Genomic DNA, 21,861 nt, shown 5'->3' with positions numbered 1-21,861 from the left:
CAGATTCTCGCTTTATCAGGCGTAAGCCGCAGCCGGGGTGACCTTCCCAAGACGGAGGGCATCCAGCGCGATCATTTTTTCTTCATTGGTAGGGATCACCGCGCAGGCCGCGCGGGACGACTCGGTGGAGATCACGCGCTCACCCGCGCTGCCCGGCAGGGCATTTTTGGACTCGTCGAGGATGATGCCAAACACCTTCAGGTGCTCCACCACCAGCGCGCGGATAAGCACGGAGTTCTCACCGATCCCGCCGGTAAACACCACGCCATCCAGACGGTGCAGGGATGCGGCATGACCGGCGATATGCCGCGCTATGCGGTGGACAAAGGTCTTTATCGCCAGCCGCGCCCGCTCGTTGCCGTCATGCCAGGCTTTCTCCAGCACGCGCAAATCGGAGGAGATGCCGGAGATCCCCAGCAGCCCGGACTCTTTGTTGACCACGCGCTCCAGATCCTCGAACGTCTGGCCGGTCTGCCGGGCAATCCACGCCATCGCGCCAAAATCTACGTCGCCACAGCGCGTGCCCATCACCAGTCCTTCAAGCGGCGTCATCCCCATGGACGTGTCCACGCTTCTGCCGTTACGCACCGCGCAAATGGACGCCCCGTTGCCGAGATGGGCAATCACCAGGCCGCTGTCTTCGGCGGAGAGCCCGAGAAGCGCGTGCGCCTGCGCCGCCACGTAGCGGTGAGAGGTGCCGTGGAAGCCGTAGCGGCGCACGCCCAGCTCTTCAAAATAGCGGTACGGCAAGCCGTACAGATACGCCTGCGGCGCCATGGTCTGGTGGAAGCTGGTATCAAATACCGCCACCTGCTGCACCCCGGGGAAGAGTCGCTCTGCGGCTTCCACGCCGCTCAGGTTAGCGTAGTTATGCAGCGGCGCCAGCGGGGAGACCTGGCGGATCTGCTCCATCACCTCTTCCGTGATCAGGGTCGACTCGCTGAAGAGATCGCCGCCGTGGGCAATGCGATGGCCAATCAAAGCCACGCTGCCCATCAGGTCGCGCTTCTCCAGCTCCAGGGCGATGGTGGCCAGCGCCCCTTCGTAGTCCTGATGAGCCAGTCTGACTGGCTCACCCCCATTCACGGAAATAAAGGCTTTTTCTGTGTTGATGCCGTCCGCAATGCCCGTCAGCAGGGCATCGCAGCCTGCGGCGTCCAGCACCGAAAACTTAACAGAGGACGATCCGCAGTTAATGACCAGTACTACCGGAAACTCAATCATGGTATGGCTCCGCTCTTCCTGAGCTTTGGTTTAAAACAATTTGTACACGATGTTCAGAATGGTCAGCAGGCCGACCACGGTTACGAAGATGTTCTCGGTCCGGCCTTTGTATTTCGCCAGCGCCGGTGCTTTGCGGATGGCGTACATCGGCAGCAGGCACAGCAGAGAGGCGATAATTGGCGCGCCCATGGCTTCAATAAGGTCCAGAATGTTCGGGTTGGCATAGGCCACAATCCAGGTGGAGCCCATGATGAAGACCATGCTGATGGTGTTCAGCTTGCCCACGGAGACGTTCTTCTTGTCGCCCTTGTAGCCGAACTTAACGATCAGGCCGTTCAGCCCCTCCAGCGTGCCCAGGTAGTGACCGAAGAAGGATTTAAAGATAGCGACCAGCGCGATGATGGACGCGCCGTACTCCAGCACCGTGGCGAACGTGGATTTACTGCCTGACATCGACGCAAAGTGGTTCGCCAGGTAAGAGAGCACCGGAATGTTCTGCGCTTTGGCGTCCGCCATGTTCTGCGGAGAGAGCGTAAACAGGCAGCTAAAGGCGAAGAACATCACCACCGCCACCATCAGCAGGCTGGCGCGACCGATGATTTTGGAACATTTCTGCTCGGTGAATTCTTTACCAAACTCCGGCTCGTACTCTTCGCGCTTGGAGACCACAAACGAGGAGACGATAGGCGAGAAGTTGAAGGAGAAGACCATAATGGAAATCCCCAGCCACACCGTGACAAGAATGCCGTCATGACCGGTGAAGGCGATATCGCTCAGGTTAACCTGGTCGATCACCGCTGAGTTCCAGTACGGGATCAGCGAGAGAGAAATCAGCACCAGGCTGGCGATGAACGGGAACACCAGGTAGCTCATCACCTTCACCATCAGGTCTTTACCGAACCAGATCACAAAGGCCATCAGCAGCAGCAGGAACAGCGCTACCACGCCGCGGTTCAGGGCAGGCATCTGGAGCTGGTTTTCCCAGAAGGTCATAAAGGTGTTGGTAATGGTGACGCCGTAAATCCACAGCAGCGGGCAAATAGCAAAGAAGTAGAGGAAGGTGATCACCACCCCGCCGGTCTTACCAAAATGCTCCTCCACCGTTTCGGTGATGTTGCCGGAGACGTTACTGCCGGACAAACACAGACGCGCCAGCGCGCGGTGGCAGTAAAACGCAATCGGGAACGCGAGTACCAGCATCAGCAGGATAGGGATCAGGCCGCCAAAGCCTGCACGGATAGGGAAGAACAGCACGCCTGCGCCAATGGCGGTACCAAACAGGCCGAGCGTCCAGGTGGTATCCGATTTACGCCAGGTGGACGTTTTTGTCTGGCCAACGATAATGCTTTCTGTGTTGCTCATAAGTCATCCTTTATGCGTCAACGAAGCCGGTAATTTGGGAAACACGGGAGAGATCAATATTGCCGCCGGAAATAATGCAGACGGTTTTTCGGCCCTGAATATAGTGGTCCAGCTTGCCGCTTAATAACGCCGCGCACGCCAGCGCGCCAGCACCTTCCGTAACCACTTTATTTCGCTGAATAAGCGCGATCATGCTGTTGCGAATCTCGTCTTCGCTGACCAGCACAATGTCGTCAACCAGTTCACGAACGATTTCGAAGGTTAAATTACCCGGGCGAGACACGTCGCAGCCGTCCGCTAATGTGCCGGTAATGCGGTGGTTCGTTATTTCACCGGTCTGATACGACGCCGCCATTCCGTGCACGTTTTCAGACTGCACGCCGATAATATTGATAGTTGGGTTGATGGATTTAATTGCTGTCGCAATACCGGCAATTAAACCACCACCGCCGATGGGAACAATCACGTTATCCACGTCGTATAAATCTTCGAGGATTTCCAAGCCGATGGTGCCCTGACCGGCGATCACTTTCGGATCGTCGTAAGGCGGGATAAATATGCGCCCTTCCATCTCGACGATTTCGCTCACTTTGGCGATAGTGTCGTTAAAGTTCTCGCCGTGCAGCACTACTTCGGCGGAGTAGTCGCGCGTGGCGGCCACCTTGGATTTCGGCGCGCCCATAGGCATTACCACTTTGCCGTCGATGCCGAGCATGGCGCAGGAGAGCGACACCCCCTGCGCGTGGTTCCCTGCGGAACAGGCAACCACGCCCTTGCGTTTTTCCGCATCGGTCAGCGAGCTTAATTTATTAAACGCCCCACGTATTTTAAACGAACCGGTACGCTGCATATTTTCAAATTTCAGGAATATCTCACCCTTACACCGTTCGCTCAGATAATTTGAGCGCGGCATACCGGTTTTATAGATCTTTCCCGCCAGTCTTTTTCTGGCGTCCTGAATATCGTCAATGGTCACCGGGAGATCGTAAGTAATGTGCATAATATCCTCGTTATAATAATTCATTGTTTTCAGGCAAAGTCAGGGTATCAGAGCGTTAAAAATCGTCGCTCCGGGTATTTTAAATCATCATTATTTCTATCGTCGTTTTTCGATATTCATCGACGAATATTGTTTTGCCAGTTCAACTAATACTGACGCCGATTTTTTAATACTGTAATTTTTTGACCACACGGCAGCATAACGCGCCACAGGTAATGCATCTTCCACCGGCAGGACAATAAACTGGTCCGAGCCGAATGGCGCAATCATGTCACGGGGGATCACCGTCAGGTAATCGGCATTGAGGACAAGGTTATAGATGGTGACGACAGAATCGGTCTGGACGATGTTTTCAATGCTGATGTGGTTATCTTGCAGGGTGGTCAGGAGTTCGTTGTAGTAGCCCATATCGGTTTGCGGCATCACCCACTGCTCGTGCGTGAGCGATGCCAGTCTGGTCGGGCCGGTACACGTTCGTGATTTACTCGCCACCAGCACAAACTCAGATTCAAACAGTGGCTCAACGTGAAGATCCTGAAGCAACATCCCGTCGCTTAGCGTGCCGATGGCGAAATCCAGCCGGCCATCGCGAATGGCGGGCAGGAATGAAGAGAGCTGCGCTTCATACATTGAGACGCGCGCCTTCGGGAACACTTCCTTGAATTTTTTGATCATCCCGGACAGGAAGGTGAAGCCAATCAGCGACGGATAGCCGAAGGAGACGTCCATGACGGTACTGAAACTGAGGCTGTTGATCTCGCTCACCATGTTTTTCATTTCGCGGGTGATCGACTCAGCGTAGGACAGCAGCACCTGACCGGCGGCAGTGAGTTTTACGCCGGTGTTTTTACGCACCATCACTTCCACCCCAAAGTAAGATTCGATGTCGCTGATGATTTTGCTGACGGCAGGTTGCGTCAGCCCCAGTTGTCTTGCAGCAGAACCTATAGAGCCACTTTTGATGACTTCCTGAAATACCACGAGGTGCTGTGTTTTCGGTAGAATAATAGTATTCATAATATTCTGCGCTTATTTCCCTATGACGCAGCGGATTCTACCCAATATTGTTTCAGGGGGTATGTGCTGTTACTCACAATTTGCCAGGATGCCCTTTTTACAACCACATTTAAAATCGATTTATAATCTTATTATTCAAACAGTTAGATAGCTAAAAATACGCAATTACGCTGATATTGATCAACAAAATCCGCGGTAATAAATTTATTTTATGGCAATAACCAGCATGAATTTTTTTGCCTTAACAATATTAATAAAGACTATCTTTCAGGCAATTAAAGGTTAATAAACCATCATTATTCTTTTAAAACATTTTTGTGGTTTATCAACTTTATCAGGAATATTTTCTCAGCTTCCGGTTAAAGAGTGGGATATATCACACATTCACCAGAAGAATGTTTTTAGATTCAATATTAAATTATCAAATGAATAACATTCAGCATCACTGATTCAACATTAACAACATCTGTTCAACACTAAAATTTTCTAATTTTATAGCGTTAAATTTTGTGATTACGATCATGCGCAGCAGATGAAAGGAACGCATAATCGGTAAAGTAGTGAAATGTGCTTAGCGTCGCAAAACTGAGAATTGATGTTGTTTGGCGCTTCGCTTACCCGGCCTGCAACCTTCAGAAAACAAAAACCCCGCCGAAGCGGGGTTTCGTAAGAAGTTGAAGCTGACCGATAAGCCGGGTTCTGTCGTGGACAGTCATTCATCTAGGCCAGCAATCGCTCACTGGCTCAAGCAGCCTACCCGGGTTCAGTACGGGCCGTACCATGTGAACCCCTATTTGGCCTTGCTCCGGGTGGAGTTTACCGTGCCACGGACTGTTACCAGCCGCGCGGTGCGCTCTTACCGCACCCTTTCACCCTTACCTGATCCCGCTTACGCGGGCCATCGGCGGTTTGCTCTCTGTTGCACTGGTCGTGGGTTTCCCCCCCAGGCGTTACCTGGCACCCTGCCCTGTGGAGCCCGGACTTTCCTCCCCTCCGCCCGTCTCCCCCGAAAGGGACGACGACGAAGCGGCGACTGTCTGGTCAGCTTCGGCGCGCAGTATAGAGGGTTTGCGCGCCGCTGTCACCCCTGGCTACGCATGCCTACCTGCAATGTGGCCGCGATATTGCGCGAGGCGCGGTAAATGTTGTCGTACGCTCCCTGGAACGCCTCTTCCAGTGAACCGATGCGGGTCAATACGCTGAACACCGCGTCGATGCCGTACTGATGCACCACACCCACATCCTGCGTCAGACTTCCGGCAATCCCTATCACTGGCTTATGGTATTTTTTGGCGACGCTCGCCACGCCGACAGGCACTTTGCCATTAATGCTCTGGCTGTCGATGCGCCCTTCTCCCGTCAGCACCCACGTGCAGTCGTGAATATGTTCTTCAAGATTGAGCGCCTGAGTGACAATCTCAATGCCGCTTTTCAGCTCAGCGCCCAGGAAGGCCATCAGCGCCGCGCCCATGCCGCCCGCCGCTCCTGCCCCCGGAACCGGGTTGACGTCAATGCGCAGCGATTTTTTGATCACGTTGGCGTAGTGGCTAAGACTGGCGTCGAGTTCGAGGATCATCTCCTCCGTGGCGCCTTTTTGCGGGCCAAAGATACGCGACGCGCCGCTTTCACCGACCAGCGGATTCGTCACGTCACAGGCGACGCGGATTGCGCACCCCTGAAGACGCGGATCAAGATCAGAAATATCAATACGGTTCAGCGCCATCAGGCTGCCGCCGCCGTAGCCGATCTCCGTCCCGTTCGCATCCGTAAACCTCGCGCCCAGCGCCTGCATCATACCCGCGCCCCCATCGTTGGTTGCGCTCCCGCCGATACCGATAATGATGTTGCGCGCGCCTTTATCCAGCGCGCGGAGGATCAGCTCCCCCGTCCCGCGCGACGTCGTGACCAGCGGGTTACGCTGCGCGGGAGGAACAAGTACCAGGCCGCTGGCGGCGGCCATCTCGATAAACGCGGTGGTACCGTCGCCCGAGATCCCCCAGCTGGCCTTCACCTTTTCCCCTAACGGGCCGGTGACGACAGCCTGCTGCCAGGTGCCCTGCGTCGCGGCGATCATCGCTTCAACCGTACCTTCTCCGCCGTCAGCAACGGGAACAGACACGTAATGAGCGTCGGGGAAAATTTCCCGAAATCCTTTTTCTATCGCCTGCGCCACCTCAGTGGCAGACAGGCTTTCTTTATAAGAGTCTGGCGCGATTACGATTTTCATAGTTGTATGCCTGAGCCGTAGGCCCGGTAAGCGTAACGCCACCGGGCGGGACGTCATTAGCGAGCAATTTCAACCTTCGCCAGCTTTTCGTAATAGCACGCTAACGCGCTGTGATCGGCGGTGCCCAGACCGTCCGCACGCAGCGCCTGCATCATCTCCATGACGGCGGCAGTCAGCGGCAACTGCGCGCCCACGCCGTGGGAGGTATCCAGCGCATTCGCCAGATCTTTAATGTGCAGATCGATGCGGAAGCCCGGCTTGAAGTTACGATCCATCACCATCGGTGCCTTGGCATCCAGCACGGTGCTGCCCGCAAGACCACCGCGAATGGCCTGATAGACCAGATCCGGATTAACGCCCGCTTTGGTGGCCAGCGTCAGTGCTTCGGACATGGCCGCGATGTTCAACGCCACAATCACCTGGTTTGCCAGCTTGGTGACGTTGCCTGCGCCAATTTCACCGGTATGCACCACGGAGCCAGCCATGGCTTTCATCAGGTCGTAGTATTTGTCGAACACGGCTTTATCGCCCCCCACCATCACCGACAGAGTACCGTCGATGGCTTTCGGTTCGCCGCCGCTGACCGGCGCATCCAGCATCTCCACGCCTTTCGCTTTCAGCGCCTCACTGATTTCGCGGCTCGCCAGCGGCGCGATAGAACTCATGTCGATCACCACCAGACCCGGCTTCGCGCCGTCGATAATGCCGTTCTCACCCAGCGCCACCTCTTTCACGTGCGGGGAGTTTGGCAGCATGGTGATAATGACATCGCACTGCTCGGCGATCGCTTTTGCAGTTGTCGCCGTTTCTGCGCCAGCCGCAATCACTTCTGCCACCGCGTCTGAATTACGATCTAAAACCACCAGTGAGTAACCTGCTTTGATGAGGTTTTTGCTCATTGGTTTGCCCATGATACCCAGGCCAATAAAACCCACTTTCAGCGTCATAATCTGTTTCCTCAATGATGGTTATTTTTTAAAAGCGTCTGCTAATTTCTGCGTGGCGGCGCGGAATACGCCGAGGTCGCTGCCGACGGCGACAAACGTTGCGCCCCACTCCAGGTAGCGGCGGGCATCGGCTTCCACCGGCGCCAGAATGCCGCACGGTTTACCGTGCGCTTTGGCACGGGCAAAAATGTGCTGGATTGCCCGCTGCACGTCCGGGTGGCTGGCGTTGCCCAGATGACCAAAGGCGGCCGCCAGATCGCTCGGGCCGACGAAAATACCGTCGACACCTACGGTCGCGGCAATGGCGTCGACGTTATCGACCCCCTGCTGGCTCTCGATCTGAACCAGAATGGTGATGTTCTTGTTGGACTGGGCGAAATAGTCCGGCACGGTGCCAAACATGTTGGCGCGGTGCGAGACAGACACGCCGCGGATCCCTTCCGGCGGATAGCGGGTGGCAGCTACGGCCAGCACCGCTTCTTCTTCCGTTTCAACAAACGGGATCAGGAAGTTGTAGAAGCCGATATCCAGCAGACGCTTGATGATCACCGGCTCGTTGGTAGGTACACGCACCACCGGCGCGCTGTGGCTGCCTTTCAGCGCCATCAGCTGCGGAATAAACGTGTTGATATCGTTTGGCGCATGTTCGCCGTCCAGCACCAGCCAGTCGAATCCGGCCAGGCCCAGCACTTCGGTGCTGATGGGGTTGGCCAGCGCAGACCAGCAGCCAATCTGAATCTGATGCGCCGCAAGGGCCGCTTTAAATTTATTCGGGAAGATGTCGTTACTCATTACGTATACCTTTTTTAATTCCGCAGTTTTAGCCAGTAGCTTTTCTTATTTATTCCGACTCAGCGTCAGCGTTATATTTATTTACTGACTGAATTTTGGCGTTATAAAATCGTCATTCAGTATAATCGTCACCACCCGGCAGCACATTGTCTCAATGCTCAATTATCCAACGGGGTTAGCACGCTATTTTGAGCATATGCCCAATGCAGTGGGCGCTGATGCACAGAATCAACGATTAGTGTTTCGGGAGCGATCGCGATCACATTCTCACTTTTCCTCTCCTGACATTCTTTATTTCCTCAATAAGAAACGATTAACCATCTGGCTATATTTAGTATCAGATATTTTGCTGGAGATGAGTGAACAATGGCCGATATTGAAATTCGACAGGCGTCGCCGACGGCGTTCTATATAAAAGTGCACGATACCGATAACGTGGCGATTATTGTCAACGACAATGGCTTAAAAGCGGGTACCCGCTTTCCGGACGGGCTGGAGCTGATTGAGCACATTCCGCAGGGGCACAAAGTCGCACTGGTCGATATCCCGGCGCAGGGCGAAATCGTGCGCTACGGCGAAGTCATCGGCTATGCGGTGCGCGCTATCCCGCAGGGTAGCTGGATTGAGGAGTCGCTGGTTGAACTGCCCACCGCCCCGCCGCTGGAGACGTTGCCGCTGGCTACCCGCGTCCCTGAGCCGTTACCTCCGCTGGAGGGTTATACCTTCGAAGGTTACCGCAACGCGGATGGCAGTGTGGGAACCAAAAACCTGCTTGGCATCACCACCAGCGTGCATTGCGTGGCGGGTGTCGTGGATTACGTGGTGAAAATTATTGAGCGCGATCTGCTGCCGAAATACCCCAACGTTGACGGCGTGGTGGGGCTTAACCACCTGTACGGCTGCGGCGTGGCGATCAACGCGCCCGCAGCGGTCGTGCCGATCCGCACGATCCACAATATCGCCCTTAACCCGAACTTTGGCGGCGAGGTGATGGTGATTGGCCTCGGCTGTGAAAAATTGCAGCCAGAACGCCTGTTGCAGGGTACTGAGGATGTGAAAGCCATTCCGGTTGACGAGGCCAGTATTGTGCGTCTTCAGGATGAACACCATGTCGGCTTCAGATCGATGGTCGACGACATTTTACAGGTGGCAGAGCGCCATCTGGAGAAGCTGAACAAACGCCAGCGTGAAACCTGCCCGGCCTCTGAACTGGTGGTTGGGACACAGTGTGGCGGCAGCGATGCGTTTTCCGGCGTCACCGCTAACCCGGCGGTAGGTTATGCCTCCGATCTGTTCGTGCGCTGCGGCGCCACGGTGATGTTCTCCGAAGTCACCGAAGTGCGTGATGCTATCCACCTGCTCACGCCGCGCGCCGTTAACGAAGAGGTGGGCAAACGCCTGCTGGAGGAGATGGCCTGGTACGATAACTATCTCGACATGGGCAAAACCGACCGCAGCGCCAACCCGTCCCCGGGTAACAAGAAAGGCGGCCTGGCGAACGTGGTGGAAAAGGCCCTCGGGTCGATTGCCAAATCCGGCCAGAGCGCGATTGTGGAAGTGCTCTCACCTGGCCAGCGACCAACCAAACGCGGTCTGATCTACGCGGCAACGCCTGCCAGTGATTTCGTGTGCGGCACCCAGCAGGTAGCATCCGGCATTACGGTACAGGTCTTTACCACCGGACGCGGCACGCCGTACGGCCTGATGGCGGTACCGGTGATCAAAATGGCGACCCGCACCGAGCTGGCAAACCGCTGGTATGACTTAATGGATATCAACGCGGGCACCATCGCCACCGGGGAAGAGAGTATTGAAGAGGTGGGCTGGAAGCTGTTCCACTTCATTCTGGATGTGGCAAGCGGGCGGAAGAAAACCTTCTCCGATCAATGGGGATTGCATAACTCGCTGGCGGTGTTTAACCCGGCACCGGTGACATGATGGCCCCTCACCCTGCCCTCTCCCCACCGGGGAGAGGGTAAAAAAACCGCACCGAGCAGTCCCCTCTCCCCTATGGGGAGAGGGTTAGGGTGAGGGGAAAAGCCTCTTTAGACCAGCACCACATCGATCCCGCTTTTGCGTAACCCTTCCAGGCTTTCCGCCGGAATACCTTCATCAACGATAATCATGTCGATCCGCTGAGTATCAATGATTTTATGCAGGCTTGAACGGTTAAACTTGCTGGAATCAGTGACAACGATAATACGCTCCGCCACCTCGCACATTTTCCGGTTCAGACGGGCTTCATCCTCGTTGTGCGTACTCACCCCCCGATCGAGATCGATGGCATCGACGCCCAGGAACAGCAGGTCAAAATGGTAATTCTGTAAGGACTGCTCCGCCTGGTCACCATAGAAGGACTGCGACTGACGGCGCAAGTGCCCGCCGGTCATCAGCAGCTCCACTCCCTCCGCTTCCAGCAGCGCGTTTGCCACGTTCATCCCGTTGGTCATGGCAATGACATCGGTATGCTGGCGCAGCATGCGGGCAATTTCAAAGGTTGTGGTGCCGGAGTCCAGAATAATGCGATGACCCGGCTTCACCAGTTCAGCCGCCGCCTGCGCGATGCTGCGCTTCACAGCCGTATTAAGGGAACTTTTGTCCTCAACGGACGGCTCCACGCCGGGGGCATTACCTTCACAAATCAGCGCGCCGCCGTAAGCGCGAACGGCAATCCCCTGCTTTTCCAGAAAGGCCAGATCGTTACGGATCGTCACCGTCGACACGCCGTATAAAAGAGAAAGATCGTTAACTTGCACGCTTCCCTGCGCCCGCAACCGCTGAATGATCTGCTCTCGCCTTTCACTGGTGCCGGTGATGCGCTTCTCTGCGGATGAATCGGTGCTGCTCATACGAGCTCCTTAGTAAATAAACTTTCGTTTCATTTCGTTTTGCTTATTAACGCCTTTCTTTTGAGGGAATGCAAGCCCTGTATGGTGAGCAGACGCAAGCTTAACCGCCGCTGAAACCTTTCATTATGTTTCTTTTGTGAAACAGATCGGAAAACTATTATCTTTCGTTTTATTTTTACCCCACCATAATGCAGTATCAAATGAAACAAAACGAAAGATGAATACCAACACCATCCGAAATGGAGAGGAAAGTGAAACATCTGACAGAAATGGTGGAACAACATAAACGGGGGAATACAAACGGGATTTACGCCGTCTGTTCCGCACATCCATTGGTACTTGAAGCTGCAATTCGTTACGCCCATTCACAACAGACGCCTCTGCTGATTGAAGCCACCTCAAACCAGGTGGATCAATTTGGCGGCTATACCGGTATGACGCCCGCCGATTTTTATGGGTTTGTCTGCAATCTGGCGGGATCCCTCGGTTTCCCCACCTCACAGCTGATCCTTGGCGGCGATCATTTAGGTCCTAACCGCTGGCAAAACCTGCCAGCTTTGCAGGCGATGGCGAACGCCGACGATCTGATCAGAAGCTACGTGGCGGCCGGATTTAAAAAAATTCACCTCGATTGCAGCATGTCCTGCGAAGACGATCCGGTTCCTTTAACCGATGCAATCGTTGCCGGGCGTGCCGCTCGGCTGGCTAAAATTGCCGAAACCACCTGTATCGAGCAATTTGGCGTAGCGGATCTGGTCTACGTTATCGGCACGGAAGTTCCGGTTCCCGGTGGGGCACACGAAACGCTGACCGAGCTTGAGGTCACCACACCAGAGGCGGCACGTGCCACGCTTGAGGCACACCGCCACGCATTCGAGAAGGAAGGGTTAAGCGACATCTGGCCGCGCATTATTGGCCTGGTGGTTCAGCCTGGCGTTGAGTTCGACCATGCGCATGTTTGTGACTATCAACCGCATAAAGCCGTCGCACTGAGCAAGATGGTTGAAGCCTACGACACGCTCGTATTTGAAGCACACTCTACCGATTACCAGACGCCGCAGGCGCTGCGCCAGTTGGTGAAAGATCACTTCGCCATTCTGAAAGTCGGCCCTGCGCTAACCTTCGCGCTGCGCGAAGCGCTGTTCTCACTGGCTGCAATTGAAGAAGAGCTTTTGCCGGCAAAAGCCTGCTCAGGACTGCGTCACGTCCTGGAAAACGTGATGCTCGATCGCCCGGAATACTGGCAAAGCCACTATCACGGCGACGGCAATGCCCGTCGCCTGGCCCGCGGTTACAGCTATTCCGACCGCGTGCGCTATTACTGGCCAGACAGCCAGATTGACGAGGCTTTTGAGCGACTGGTACGCAACCTGGCGGATGAACCGATCCCGCTGCCGCTGATCAGCCAGTATCTGCCGTTGCAGTACAGCAAAGTTCGCGAGGGTGCTCTCAGGTCCATACCACGGGAGCTCATTCTCGACCACATTCAGGACATACTCCAGCAGTACCATACCGCCTGCGAAGGCGTAACGACTCAACACGCATAATTAAAAAAGAGGAAAACGCTATGCCAAACATTGTCTTATGCCGCATTGATGAACGCCTGATCCACGGTCAGGTGGGCGTACAGTGGGTGGGGTTTGCGGGGGCGAACCTGGTGCTGGTGGCAAATGACGAGGTTGCAGACGATCCGGTTCAGCAAAACCTGATGGAGATGGTGCTTGCGGAAGGCATCGCCGTGCGTTTCTGGTCCCTGCAAAAAGTGATCGACAACATTCATCGCGCCGCCGATCGGCAGAAAATTCTGCTGGTCTGTAAAACACCGGCTGATTTTTTAACGCTGGTCGAGGGCGGCGTGCCTATCACCCGTATCAACGTCGGAAATATGCATTATGCCAGTGGCAAACAGCAAATTGCCAAAACGGTATCTGTAGACGCGAACGATATCGCCGCGTTTAACGGCCTGAAGGCGGCCGGAGTGGAATGCTTCGTTCAGGGCGTTCCAACAGAGACTGCTTTGGATCTCTTTAAACTGCTCTGAGGGATTCACAATGGAAATCAGTCTGTTGCAGGCTTTCGCGCTGGGGCTTCTCGCCTTTATCGCGGGCCTGGATATGTTTAACGGCTTAACACACATGCACCGTCCGGTGGTGCTCGGGCCACTGGTTGGCCTGATTCTGGGCGATCTGCACACCGGAATTCTGACCGGCGGTACGTTAGAACTGGTCTGGATGGGTCTCGCGCCGCTGGCGGGCGCGCAGCCGCCAAACGTGATTATCGGCACCATCGTTGGCACCACATTTGCCATTACCACAGGCGTGAAACCGGATGTCGCAGTTGGAGTCGCCGTGCCGTTTGCCGTGGCGGTTCAGATGGGGATCACTTTCCTCTTCTCGGTGATGTCCGGCGTGATGTCCCGCTGCGATCGCATGGCGGCTAACGCAGACACCCGTGGTATTGAACGGGTCAACTATCTGGCACTGCTGGCGCTCGGCGTCTTCTACTTCCTGTGTGCGTTTCTGCCCATCTACTTCGGGGCTGAACACGCGAAAACCGCCATTGATGTCCTGCCGGAACGTCTGATCGACGGTCTGGGCGTCGCGGGCGGTATCATGCCAGCTATCGGCTTCGCCGTGCTGCTGAAGATCATGATGAAAAACGTCTACATCCCTTACTTCATTATCGGCTTTGTCGCCGCGGCCTGGCTGAAACTGCCGGTGCTGGCGATTGCCGCGGCTGCGCTGGCGATGGCGCTGATCGACCTGCTGCGCAAATCGCCTGAACCGACGGCGCCTGCGGCCCAGAAAGAGGAATTTGAAGATGGCATCTAATCCAACCACCCTGCCGGGCGTGTCTGAAAGTGAAGAGACGCTGCTGACCGGCGTGAATGAAAACGTCTACGAAGACCAGAGTATTGGCGCTGAGCTAACGAAAAAGGATATTAACCGTGTCGCCTGGCGTTCCATGCTGCTACAGGCCTCGTTCAACTACGAGCGAATGCAGGCCTCCGGCTGGCTGTATGGGCTACTGCCCGCGCTGAAAAAGATCCACACCAATAAGCGGGACCTGGCGCGCGCCATGAAAGGCCATATGGGCTTCTTTAACACCCACCCGTTCCTGGTGACCTTCGTCATCGGCATTATTCTGGCAATGGAGCGTTCCAAGCAGGATGTGAACAGCATCCAGAGCACTAAAATTGCCGTCGGTGCACCGCTCGGTGGCATTGGTGACGCCATGTTCTGGCTAACCCTGCTGCCTATTTGCGGGGGGATTGGCGCCAGCCTGGCGCTACAGGGATCCATTCTTGGCGCCGTGGTCTTTATCGTGCTGTTTAACGTGGTGCATCTCGGCCTGCGTTTTGGTCTGGCGCACTATGCCTACCGGATGGGTGTCGCCGCGATCCCGCTGATCAAGGCCAACACCAAAAAGGTTGGTCATGCTGCGTCCATTGTCGGGATGACGGTGATTGGTGCACTGGTGGCAACCTATGTGCGCCTGAATACCACACTCGAGATTAAAGCCGGGGATGCGGTCGTCAAACTGCAAACCGACGTGATCGACAAACTGATGCCCGCCTTTCTGCCGCTGGTCTACACCCTGACCATGTTCTGGCTGGTACGCCGTGGCTGGAGCCCGCTGCGCCTGATTGGTATCACCGTGGTGCTGGGCGTTGTCGGTAAATTCTGTCACTTCCTGTAAAAGCAAAGAGGTTGCGATGTTAGGCATTATTTTGACGGGTCATGGCGGTTTTGCCAGCGGGCTGGAACAGGCGATGAAGCAAATCCTCGGCGAACAGCCGCAGTTTATCGCCATCGATTTTCCGGAAAGCTCCACCACTGCGCGGCTGACCGCGCAGCTTAAGCAGGCAGTGAATGATTTGGATGCAGAACACGATATCGTGTTTCTCACCGATCTTCTCGGCGGTACGCCGTTTCGTGTGGCCTCTACCCTCGCGATGCAACACCCCGGCAGCGAAGTGATCACCGGCACCAATCTCCAGCTTTTGCTGGAGATGGTTCTGGAGCGCGACGGGTTAAGCAGTGAAGCATTTCGTTTGCAGGCGCTGGAGTGCGGCCATCGCGGCCTGACCAGCCTGGTGGATGAGCTTGCACGCTGTCGCGAGGAAGCGCCCGCCGAGGAAGGGATATGAGCCAGCTGCTGCGCGCGCGTCGTCTGCTTACCGGGCAGGGCTGGCTGGATGACCATCAGCTGCGCATGGATAGGGGCGTCATCACCGCCATCGAGCCGATTCCGGCAGGGGTTAACACCCGCGAGGCAGACCTGCTTTGCCCGGCATACATTGATATCCACGTCCACGGCGGCGCGGGTGTGGATGTGATGGATGATGCCCCCGACGTGCTGGACCGGTTAGCCATGCATAAAGCGCGTGAAGGCGTGGGGGCGTTTCTGCCTACCACCGTCACCGCTCCGCTGGAGGCGATCCATAGCGCGTTACGGCGCATTGCCCGACGCTGTCATGTCGGTGGCCCCGGTGCGCAGGTCCTGGGCAGCTATCTGGAAGGCCCGTACTTTACGCCGCAGAACAAAGGGGCACATCCGCAAGAACTGTTTCGCGAACTGGATCTCGCGGAACTTGATGATCTGATTGCGGTTTCGCAGAACACGCTGCGGGTAGTGGCGCTTGCTCCGGAAAAAGCGGAAGCCCTGAAGGCGATCCATCACCTCAAGCAAAAAGGGATACGCGTCATGCTGGGCCACAGCGCCGCTACATACGCGCAAACCCTGGCCGCATTTGATGCAGGCGCAGCCGGGCTGGTGCACTGCTACAACGGCATGACGGGGTTACACCACCGGGAGCCCGGCATGGTTGGCGCTGGCCTTACGGACCCACGCGCGTGGCTGGAGCTTATTGCCGACGGGCATCACGTTCATCCTGGAGCCATGCGGCTGTGTTGTTGCTGCGCGAAGGATCGTACGGTGCTGATTACCGATGCCATGCAGGCGGCGGGTATGCCTGATGGACGCTATACGTTGTGTGGTGGAAATGTCGAGATGCAGGGCGGCGTTGTCCGCACGGCCTCAGGCGGGCTGGCGGGCAGCACGCTCGCGCTGGATGCCGCCGTGCGAAATATGGTGGAGCATACGGGGGTCGCCCCAGAGCAAGCTATCCATATGGCTTCACTGCATCCCGCCCGTCTGCTCGGTATGGATCACCTGCTGGGATCGTTAGCGCCTGGCAAACGCGCCAATATTATTGCGCTGGATGCGGGTTTACACCTCCGGCAGATTTGGATCCAGGGTCAGGCTCTTTCCCTGTAGCCCTTTCACAGTGTGCCCTGTTGGCCTTACGGAAGACGATCGTAAGGCCTTTCTTTTCCTTTCCTTGATTTTCTCCTTTCCTTTCGCGATCACACTTTTCGTTTTATTTCTTTTACGCCATTGAACTTTCGATTTCTTTTCTATAGATTTTATTTAACTGCTAAAGTGAACAAGTGAAACGAAACGAAAGATAGCGACACGTTTGCCAGCGTCTGATGTGGAATTCACACGACTAAGGACTGAGTTATGCCACAAACCACTACCGCCACCACCGGCACCTGGACCGAAAAAGAGATCCGCCAGCAGCCAGCCAGCTGGCTTCGCTCGCTCAACAATATTGATAATCTGCGCGCGTCGATCGACAGTTTTCTGACGCCACTGTTGCGCAAGCCCGATCTGCGGATCGTTCTGACCGGCGCGGGTACGTCCGCTTTTATCGGCGACATCATTGCGCCATGGCTTGCCAGCCACACGGGGAAAAACATCACCGCGATACCTACGACCGATCTGGTCACCAACCCGATGGATTATTTCAGCCCTACGCACCCGCTGCTTCTGGTCTCTTTCGCCCGTTCTGGCAATAGCCCGGAGAGCGTCGCCGCCGTTGAGCTGGCGAATCAGTTCGTACCGGAGTGCTACCACCTGTCGATCACCTGTAATGAAGCGGGCAGCCTGTACCAGAATGCCGTCGACAGCGATAACGCCTGCGCTCTGCTCATGCCAGCCGAAACGCACGATCGCGGGTTCGCGATGACAAGCAGCATCACCACCATGATGGCGAGCTGCCTGGCGGTATTCGCACCGGAAACGATCAACAGCAAAACGTTCCGGAACGTGTCCGATCGCTGTCAGGCGATCCTCACTTCGCTTGGCGATTTCAGCCCCGGCGTCTTTGGTAACGAACCGTGGAAACGCATTGTTTATCTGGGCAGCGGTGGATTACAGGGCGCCGCACGGGAGTCTGCGCTGAAAGTGCTGGAGCTGACCGCCGGCAAGCTGGCGGCATTCTACGATTCGCCAACGGGTTTCCGTCACGGGCCTAAGTCACTGGTGGACAACGAAACGCTGGTCGTCGTGTTTGTCTCCAGCCATCCGTACACGCGTCAGTACGATCTGGATCTGCTCGCCGAGCTACGTCGCGATCGTCAGGCTATGCGGGTAGTAGCGATTGCAGCCGAAACGGATCCGGTCATTGAAGCTGGCCCGCATATCCTGCTGCCGCCTTCTCGTTCATTTAACGATATGGAGCAGGCGTTCTGCTTCCTGATGTACGCCCAGGTCTTCGCACTGACCCAGTCTCTGCACGTTGGCAATACGCCAGATACGCCATCCGCCAGCGGTACGGTTAACCGTGTGGTCCAGGGCGTCGTTATTCATCCGTGGCAGGCTTAAGAGGACAGGCTCATGAGTATTATTTCCACCAAATATCTTTTGCAGGACGCACAGGCAAAGGGCTATGCCGTTCCGGCCTTTAACATTCATAACGCCGAGACGATCCAGGCGATCCTCGAAGTCTGTAGCGAAATGCGATCCCCGGTGATCCTCGCGGGTACGCCGGGGACGTTTAAACATATTGCGCTGGAAGAGATCTACGCCTTGTGCAGCGCATATTCCCTTACTTATGACATGCCGCTGGCGCTACACCTCGATCACCACGAATCGCTGGATGACATTCGCCGCAAAGTCCATGCCGGCGTACGTAGCGCAATGATCGACGGTAGCCATTACCCCTTCGAACAAAACGTCAAGCTGGTGAAATCGGTCGTCGATTTCTGTCACCTCAACGACTGTAGCGTCGAGGCCGAACTGGGCCGACTGGGTGGAGTGGAAGATGACATGAGCGTCGACGCCGAAAGCGCGTTCCTGACAGACCCGCAGGAAGCAAAACGCTTTGTCGAACTGACAGGCGTGGACAGCCTCGCCGTTGCCATCGGAACCGCGCACGGCCTCTATACCAAACGCCCAAAAATCGACTTCCAGCGGCTGGCCGAGATCCGCGAGGTAGTGACAGTGCCGCTGGTACTGCACGGTGCGAGCGATGTTCCGGATGAGGATGTGCGCCGCACCATTGAGCTGGGCGTCTGCAAAGTTAACGTCGCAACAGAGCTGAAAATCGCCTTCTCTGACGCAGTCAAAGCCTGGTTTGCCGAGAACCCACAGGGCAACGATCCGCGCTTCTACATGCGCGTCGGCATGGATGCCATGAAAGAGGTGGTCAGAAGCAAAATCACCGTTTGCGGCTCGGCGAACCGGCTGCTGCTTCCGGCTGAAGCCTGAACCCATCGCGCATAACGTTAGTACCTAAAAAATAACTATAAGCCTCGCAAATATGAAGGCGCGTCCTTAAGCCGGACAGCGCCTTCCATTATCCTAAAAATCCGAGGAGTCCCTACATGACACAGGAAAAGTCGTTTAAATCGAAAGCGTGGGAGTTTTTCCAGAGCCTGGGAAAGACGTTTATGTTCCCGGTTTCGCTATTGGCCTTTATGGGGTTGTTGTTAGGTATCGGTAGTTCTGTCACCAGCCCTTCCACCATCAAAAGTTTTCCCTTTCTGGGCGGCGAGTTAACGCAGCTCACCTTTGGTTTTATCGCCATGGTCGGTGGCTTTGCTTTTACCTATCTGCCGCTGATGTTTGCCATGGCGATCCCAATGGGCCTTGCCAGACGTAATAAAGCGGTGGGCGCTTTTGCCGGATTCGTTGGCTACATGCTGATGAACATGAGCATCAACTACTACCTGACCGCCACCCACCAGCTTGCGGATGCCGCCACCATGAGACAGGTGGGACAATCCATCGTGCTTGGCATTCAAACGCTGGAGATGGGCGTGCTCGGCGGTATTGTGGTAGGGGTGATCACCTACTTCCTGCACGAACGCTTCCAGGACACGGTGCTGCACGACGCATTTGCCTTCTTTAGCGGCATTCGTTTTGTACCGATTGTTACCGCCCTCACCCTGTCGCTGGTCGGCCTGGTCATCCCCCTGCTGTGGGAATATGTGGCAATGGGCATTGCCGGGATTGGTCATATCATCCAGAGCACCAGCGTCTTTGGGCCGTTCCTGTATGGCGTGGGCGTGCTGCTACTCAAACCTTTTGGCCTGCATCACATCCTGCTGGCGATGGTGCGCTTCACCCCGGCGGGCGGCATTGAGATGGTTAACGGCCAGGAAGTGGCCGGTGCGCTGAACATTTTCTACGCCGAGCTGAAAGCGGGCCTGCCGTTTAGCCCGCACGTTACAGCATTTTTATCGCAAGGGTTTATGCCGACCTTTATCTTCGGCCTGCCTGCCGTGGCTTACGCTATCTACCGCACCGCGCGCCCGGAAAACCGTCCGGTGATTAAAGGGCTGCTGCTTTCAGGCGTGCTGGTTTCAGTTGTCACGGGTATTTCAGAGCCGATTGAGTTCCTGTTCCTGTTTATTGCCCCTGTGCTTTACGCGTTTCATATCGTTATGTCTGGCCTGGCGCTGATGGTGATGGCGCTGCTCGGCGTCACCATCGGCAACACTGACGGCGGTATTCTGGATCTGCTGATCTTCGGCGTCATGCAGGGGATGTCGACCAAATGGTATCTGCTGTTCCCGGTGGGTATTGCCTGGTTTGCTATCTACTTCTTCGTCTTCCGCTGGTACATCCTCAAGCACGATATAAAAACGCCAGGCCGTGAGGTTGACGCGCAGGGTGCGCTCCAGGCGGTGGAAGCCAATACCCGGGCACGTGGAAAATCAAAATACGATCATGGGCTTATTCTTCGCGCGCTTGGCGGTAAAGAGAATATTGAGTCGCTCGACAACTGCATTACCCGCTTACGTCTGGTGGTGAAAGATATGGGGCTTATCGACCAGCAGGCGCTGAAGGCCGCTGGCGCCTTGTCAGTCGTGGTGCTTGATGCCCACAGCGTTCAGGTGATCATCGGCCCACAGGTGCAGAGCGTCAAATCCGGCATTGAAGCCTTAATTTAACAGGGGGTCGTTGTGTTTGATTTCGACAGAATCATTGAGCGTAAAAGCGATAAATGCCGTAAATGGGATCATGCGTTTGTGTGTTCGCGTTTCGGTGATGTCCCGGAGGGATTTATCCCGCTGTGGATAGCAGACATGGATTTCACCTCGCCACCCGCCGTGATTGAAGGCTTCCAGCGCATCGTGGAGCATGGCACCTTCGGTTACACCTGGTGCTTCGACGAATTCTACGATGCGGTCATCGCCTTCCAGCGCACCCGTCATCAGGTTGAGGTGCATAAGTCATGGATCACCCTGACCTACGGCACCGTTTCTACGCTGCACTATACGGTTCAGGCGTTCTGCAATCCCGGCGACTGCGTGATGATGAACACCCCGGTGTATGACCCGTTTGCGATGGCGACACAGCGACAGGGCGTGCGGGTGCTTGCAAATCCGCTGAGCGTGAAGGAAAACCGCTATCAGCTGGATTTTAATCTGATTGAAGTTCAGCTCAAAACTCACCGTCCAAAACTGTGGTTCTTCTGCTCGCCGCATAACCCCTCGGGCCGCATCTGGCGCGCGGATGAGATACGCCAGGTGTCCGATCTCTGTAAGCGCTACGGCACGATTCTGGTGGTTGATGAGGTTCACGCCGAGCACATTCTGGACGGTACATTCGTCAGCTGTCTGACTTCGGGCTGTGCCGCCCAGGACAACCTGATTGTGCTGACCTCCCCCAATAAAGCCTTCAACCTTGGCGGGCTAAAAACATCCTACTCAATGATTCCAGACGATTCGCTGCGCCAGCGTTTCCGCCAGCAGTTGGAGAAGAACTCCATTACCTCGCCGAATATCTTCGGCGTGTGGGGGATTATTCTGGCCTATCAGCAAGGTCTGCCATGGCTCGACGCGCTGAATGGTTATCTGCGCGGCAATGCCCGCTACCTTGCGGATGCCATCCAGACCCACTTCCCTGCATGGAAGATGATGAACCCGGAGTCGTCGTATCTCGCCTGGATAGACGTCAGTGCGGACGATCGCAGTGCGACGGCGCTAACCCAACATTTCGCCAAACAGGCTGGCGTGGTCATCGAAGATGGCAGCCACTACGTACAAAACGGCGAAAACTACCTGCGTATTAACTTCGGCACCCAGCGCTACTGGCTGGAACAGTCCATCAACCGAATGCTGAAGCATTACTGATAAGGATCTTACC

General features: G+C 55.6%; 19 protein-coding genes and 1 other RNA gene. 11 read left to right on the top strand and 9 right to left on the bottom strand.

The genetic code is table 11. The features are described from left to right. Window positions 1-15: 15 nt before the first annotated feature. From tdcD to garL, 8 genes are all read right to left on the bottom strand, one after another. On the bottom strand, window positions 16-1,224 hold the full coding sequence (gene tdcD / locus SK51_RS07170) for a propionate kinase (protein ID WP_023307043.1): 1,209 nt from the start codon (window positions 1,222-1,224) through the stop codon (window positions 16-18). Between the two features lie 30 nt (window positions 1,225-1,254). Continuing rightward, window positions 1,255-2,586 carry a threonine/serine transporter TdcC gene (gene tdcC / locus SK51_RS07165; protein ID WP_023307044.1) on the bottom strand — a complete coding sequence of 444 codons (1,332 nt, stop codon included), beginning with the start codon at window positions 2,584-2,586 and terminating at the stop codon, window positions 1,255-1,257. Between the two features lie 10 nt (window positions 2,587-2,596). Then, window positions 2,597-3,586 carry a bifunctional threonine ammonia-lyase/L-serine ammonia-lyase TdcB gene (gene tdcB / locus SK51_RS07160; RefSeq protein WP_023298701.1) on the bottom strand — a complete coding sequence of 330 codons (990 nt, stop codon included), beginning with the start codon at window positions 3,584-3,586 and terminating at the stop codon, window positions 2,597-2,599. 96 nt (window positions 3,587-3,682) lie between these two features. Next, on the bottom strand, window positions 3,683-4,603 hold the full coding sequence (gene tdcA, locus SK51_RS07155) for a transcriptional regulator TdcA (RefSeq protein WP_023298702.1): 921 nt from the start codon (window positions 4,601-4,603) through the stop codon (window positions 3,683-3,685). Window positions 4,604-5,275: 672 nt separating this feature from the next. Further along, an RNA gene (rnpB, locus tag SK51_RS23645) (RNase P RNA component class A) lies at window positions 5,276-5,652 on the bottom strand. A gap of 32 nt (window positions 5,653-5,684) precedes the next feature. Continuing rightward, window positions 5,685-6,830 (bottom strand): glycerate 2-kinase, encoded by a 1,146-nt coding sequence (garK, locus tag SK51_RS07150; RefSeq protein ID WP_022649489.1) that lies wholly within the window; start codon window positions 6,828-6,830, stop codon window positions 5,685-5,687. Between the two features lie 56 nt (window positions 6,831-6,886). After that, a complete protein-coding gene (garR, locus tag SK51_RS07145; protein WP_022649490.1) occupies window positions 6,887-7,777 on the bottom strand; it encodes a 2-hydroxy-3-oxopropionate reductase in 891 nt (296 codons plus the stop codon). Between the two features lie 21 nt (window positions 7,778-7,798). Continuing rightward, complete coding sequence (garL, locus tag SK51_RS07140; RefSeq protein WP_032676532.1) at window positions 7,799-8,569, bottom strand: 2-dehydro-3-deoxyglucarate aldolase; 771 nt, start codon at window positions 8,567-8,569, stop codon at window positions 7,799-7,801. 366 nt (window positions 8,570-8,935) lie between these two features. Here garL and garD point away from each other — a divergent pair, with 366 nt between their 5' ends. Then, the gene (gene garD / locus SK51_RS07135; RefSeq protein ID WP_023307046.1) at window positions 8,936-10,507 is read left to right on the top strand and encodes a galactarate dehydratase; all 1,572 of its coding nucleotides are present in this window, start codon (window positions 8,936-8,938) and stop codon (window positions 10,505-10,507) included. A 107-nt stretch (window positions 10,508-10,614) separates the two neighbouring features. On the opposite strand, the gene SK51_RS07130 is transcribed toward garD, so the two are convergent. Further along, a complete protein-coding gene (locus tag SK51_RS07130; RefSeq protein WP_015571958.1) occupies window positions 10,615-11,418 on the bottom strand; it encodes a DeoR family transcriptional regulator in 804 nt (267 codons plus the stop codon). Between the two features lie 239 nt (window positions 11,419-11,657). On the opposite strand from SK51_RS07130, the gene kbaZ reads away from it, so the two are divergent. The 10 genes from kbaZ to SK51_RS07080 all read left to right on the top strand — a co-directional run bounded on the left by kbaZ (window position 11,658) and on the right by SK51_RS07080 (window position 21,848). Beyond that, the gene (gene kbaZ, locus SK51_RS07125) at window positions 11,658-12,965 is read left to right on the top strand and encodes a tagatose-bisphosphate aldolase subunit KbaZ (RefSeq protein ID WP_032676534.1); all 1,308 of its coding nucleotides are present in this window, start codon (window positions 11,658-11,660) and stop codon (window positions 12,963-12,965) included. A gap of 20 nt (window positions 12,966-12,985) precedes the next feature. Then, the gene (agaV, locus tag SK51_RS07120; protein ID WP_003861728.1) at window positions 12,986-13,459 is read left to right on the top strand and encodes a PTS N-acetylgalactosamine transporter subunit IIB; all 474 of its coding nucleotides are present in this window, start codon (window positions 12,986-12,988) and stop codon (window positions 13,457-13,459) included. A gap of 10 nt (window positions 13,460-13,469) precedes the next feature. Continuing rightward, entirely contained in the window at window positions 13,470-14,249 is a 780-nt protein-coding gene (gene agaW, locus SK51_RS07115; RefSeq protein ID WP_003861730.1) for a PTS N-acetylgalactosamine transporter subunit IIC, read from the top strand. Then, complete coding sequence (gene agaE, locus SK51_RS07110) at window positions 14,239-15,117, top strand: PTS N-acetylgalactosamine transporter subunit IID (RefSeq protein WP_022649494.1); 879 nt, start codon at window positions 14,239-14,241, stop codon at window positions 15,115-15,117. The genes agaW and agaE overlap by 11 nt, the downstream gene beginning before the upstream one ends. Window positions 15,118-15,133: 16 nt before the next feature. Further along, complete coding sequence (gene agaF, locus SK51_RS07105; RefSeq protein ID WP_023307048.1) at window positions 15,134-15,568, top strand: PTS galactosamine/N-acetylgalactosamine transporter subunit IIA; 435 nt, start codon at window positions 15,134-15,136, stop codon at window positions 15,566-15,568. Beyond that, on the top strand, window positions 15,565-16,698 hold the full coding sequence (nagA, locus tag SK51_RS07100; protein WP_023307049.1) for an N-acetylglucosamine-6-phosphate deacetylase: 1,134 nt from the start codon (window positions 15,565-15,567) through the stop codon (window positions 16,696-16,698). The genes agaF and nagA overlap by 4 nt, the downstream gene beginning before the upstream one ends. A gap of 246 nt (window positions 16,699-16,944) precedes the next feature. After that, on the top strand, window positions 16,945-18,090 hold the full coding sequence (locus SK51_RS07095; protein WP_023307050.1) for an SIS domain-containing protein: 1,146 nt from the start codon (window positions 16,945-16,947) through the stop codon (window positions 18,088-18,090). Between the two features lie 12 nt (window positions 18,091-18,102). Continuing rightward, window positions 18,103-18,975, top strand: coding sequence for a tagatose-bisphosphate aldolase subunit KbaY (kbaY, locus tag SK51_RS07090; RefSeq protein ID WP_003861740.1), 873 nt, complete (start codon window positions 18,103-18,105; stop codon window positions 18,973-18,975). Between the two features lie 116 nt (window positions 18,976-19,091). Continuing rightward, a complete protein-coding gene (malX, locus tag SK51_RS07085; RefSeq protein ID WP_022649499.1) occupies window positions 19,092-20,663 on the top strand; it encodes a maltose/glucose-specific PTS transporter subunit IIBC in 1,572 nt (523 codons plus the stop codon). A 12-nt stretch (window positions 20,664-20,675) separates the two neighbouring features. After that, a complete protein-coding gene (locus SK51_RS07080; RefSeq protein WP_023307051.1) occupies window positions 20,676-21,848 on the top strand; it encodes a MalY/PatB family protein in 1,173 nt (390 codons plus the stop codon). Window positions 21,849-21,861 lie beyond the last annotated feature (13 nt).

Origin of the sequence: Enterobacter sp. MGH85, from assembly GCF_001037655.1 — a bacterium.
In the GTDB taxonomy this organism is placed as follows: domain Bacteria; phylum Pseudomonadota; class Gammaproteobacteria; order Enterobacterales; family Enterobacteriaceae; genus Enterobacter; species Enterobacter intestinihominis.
The sequence above is the reverse complement of the archived record's forward strand: the minus strand, read 5'-3'. Positions and strand labels throughout refer to the sequence as shown.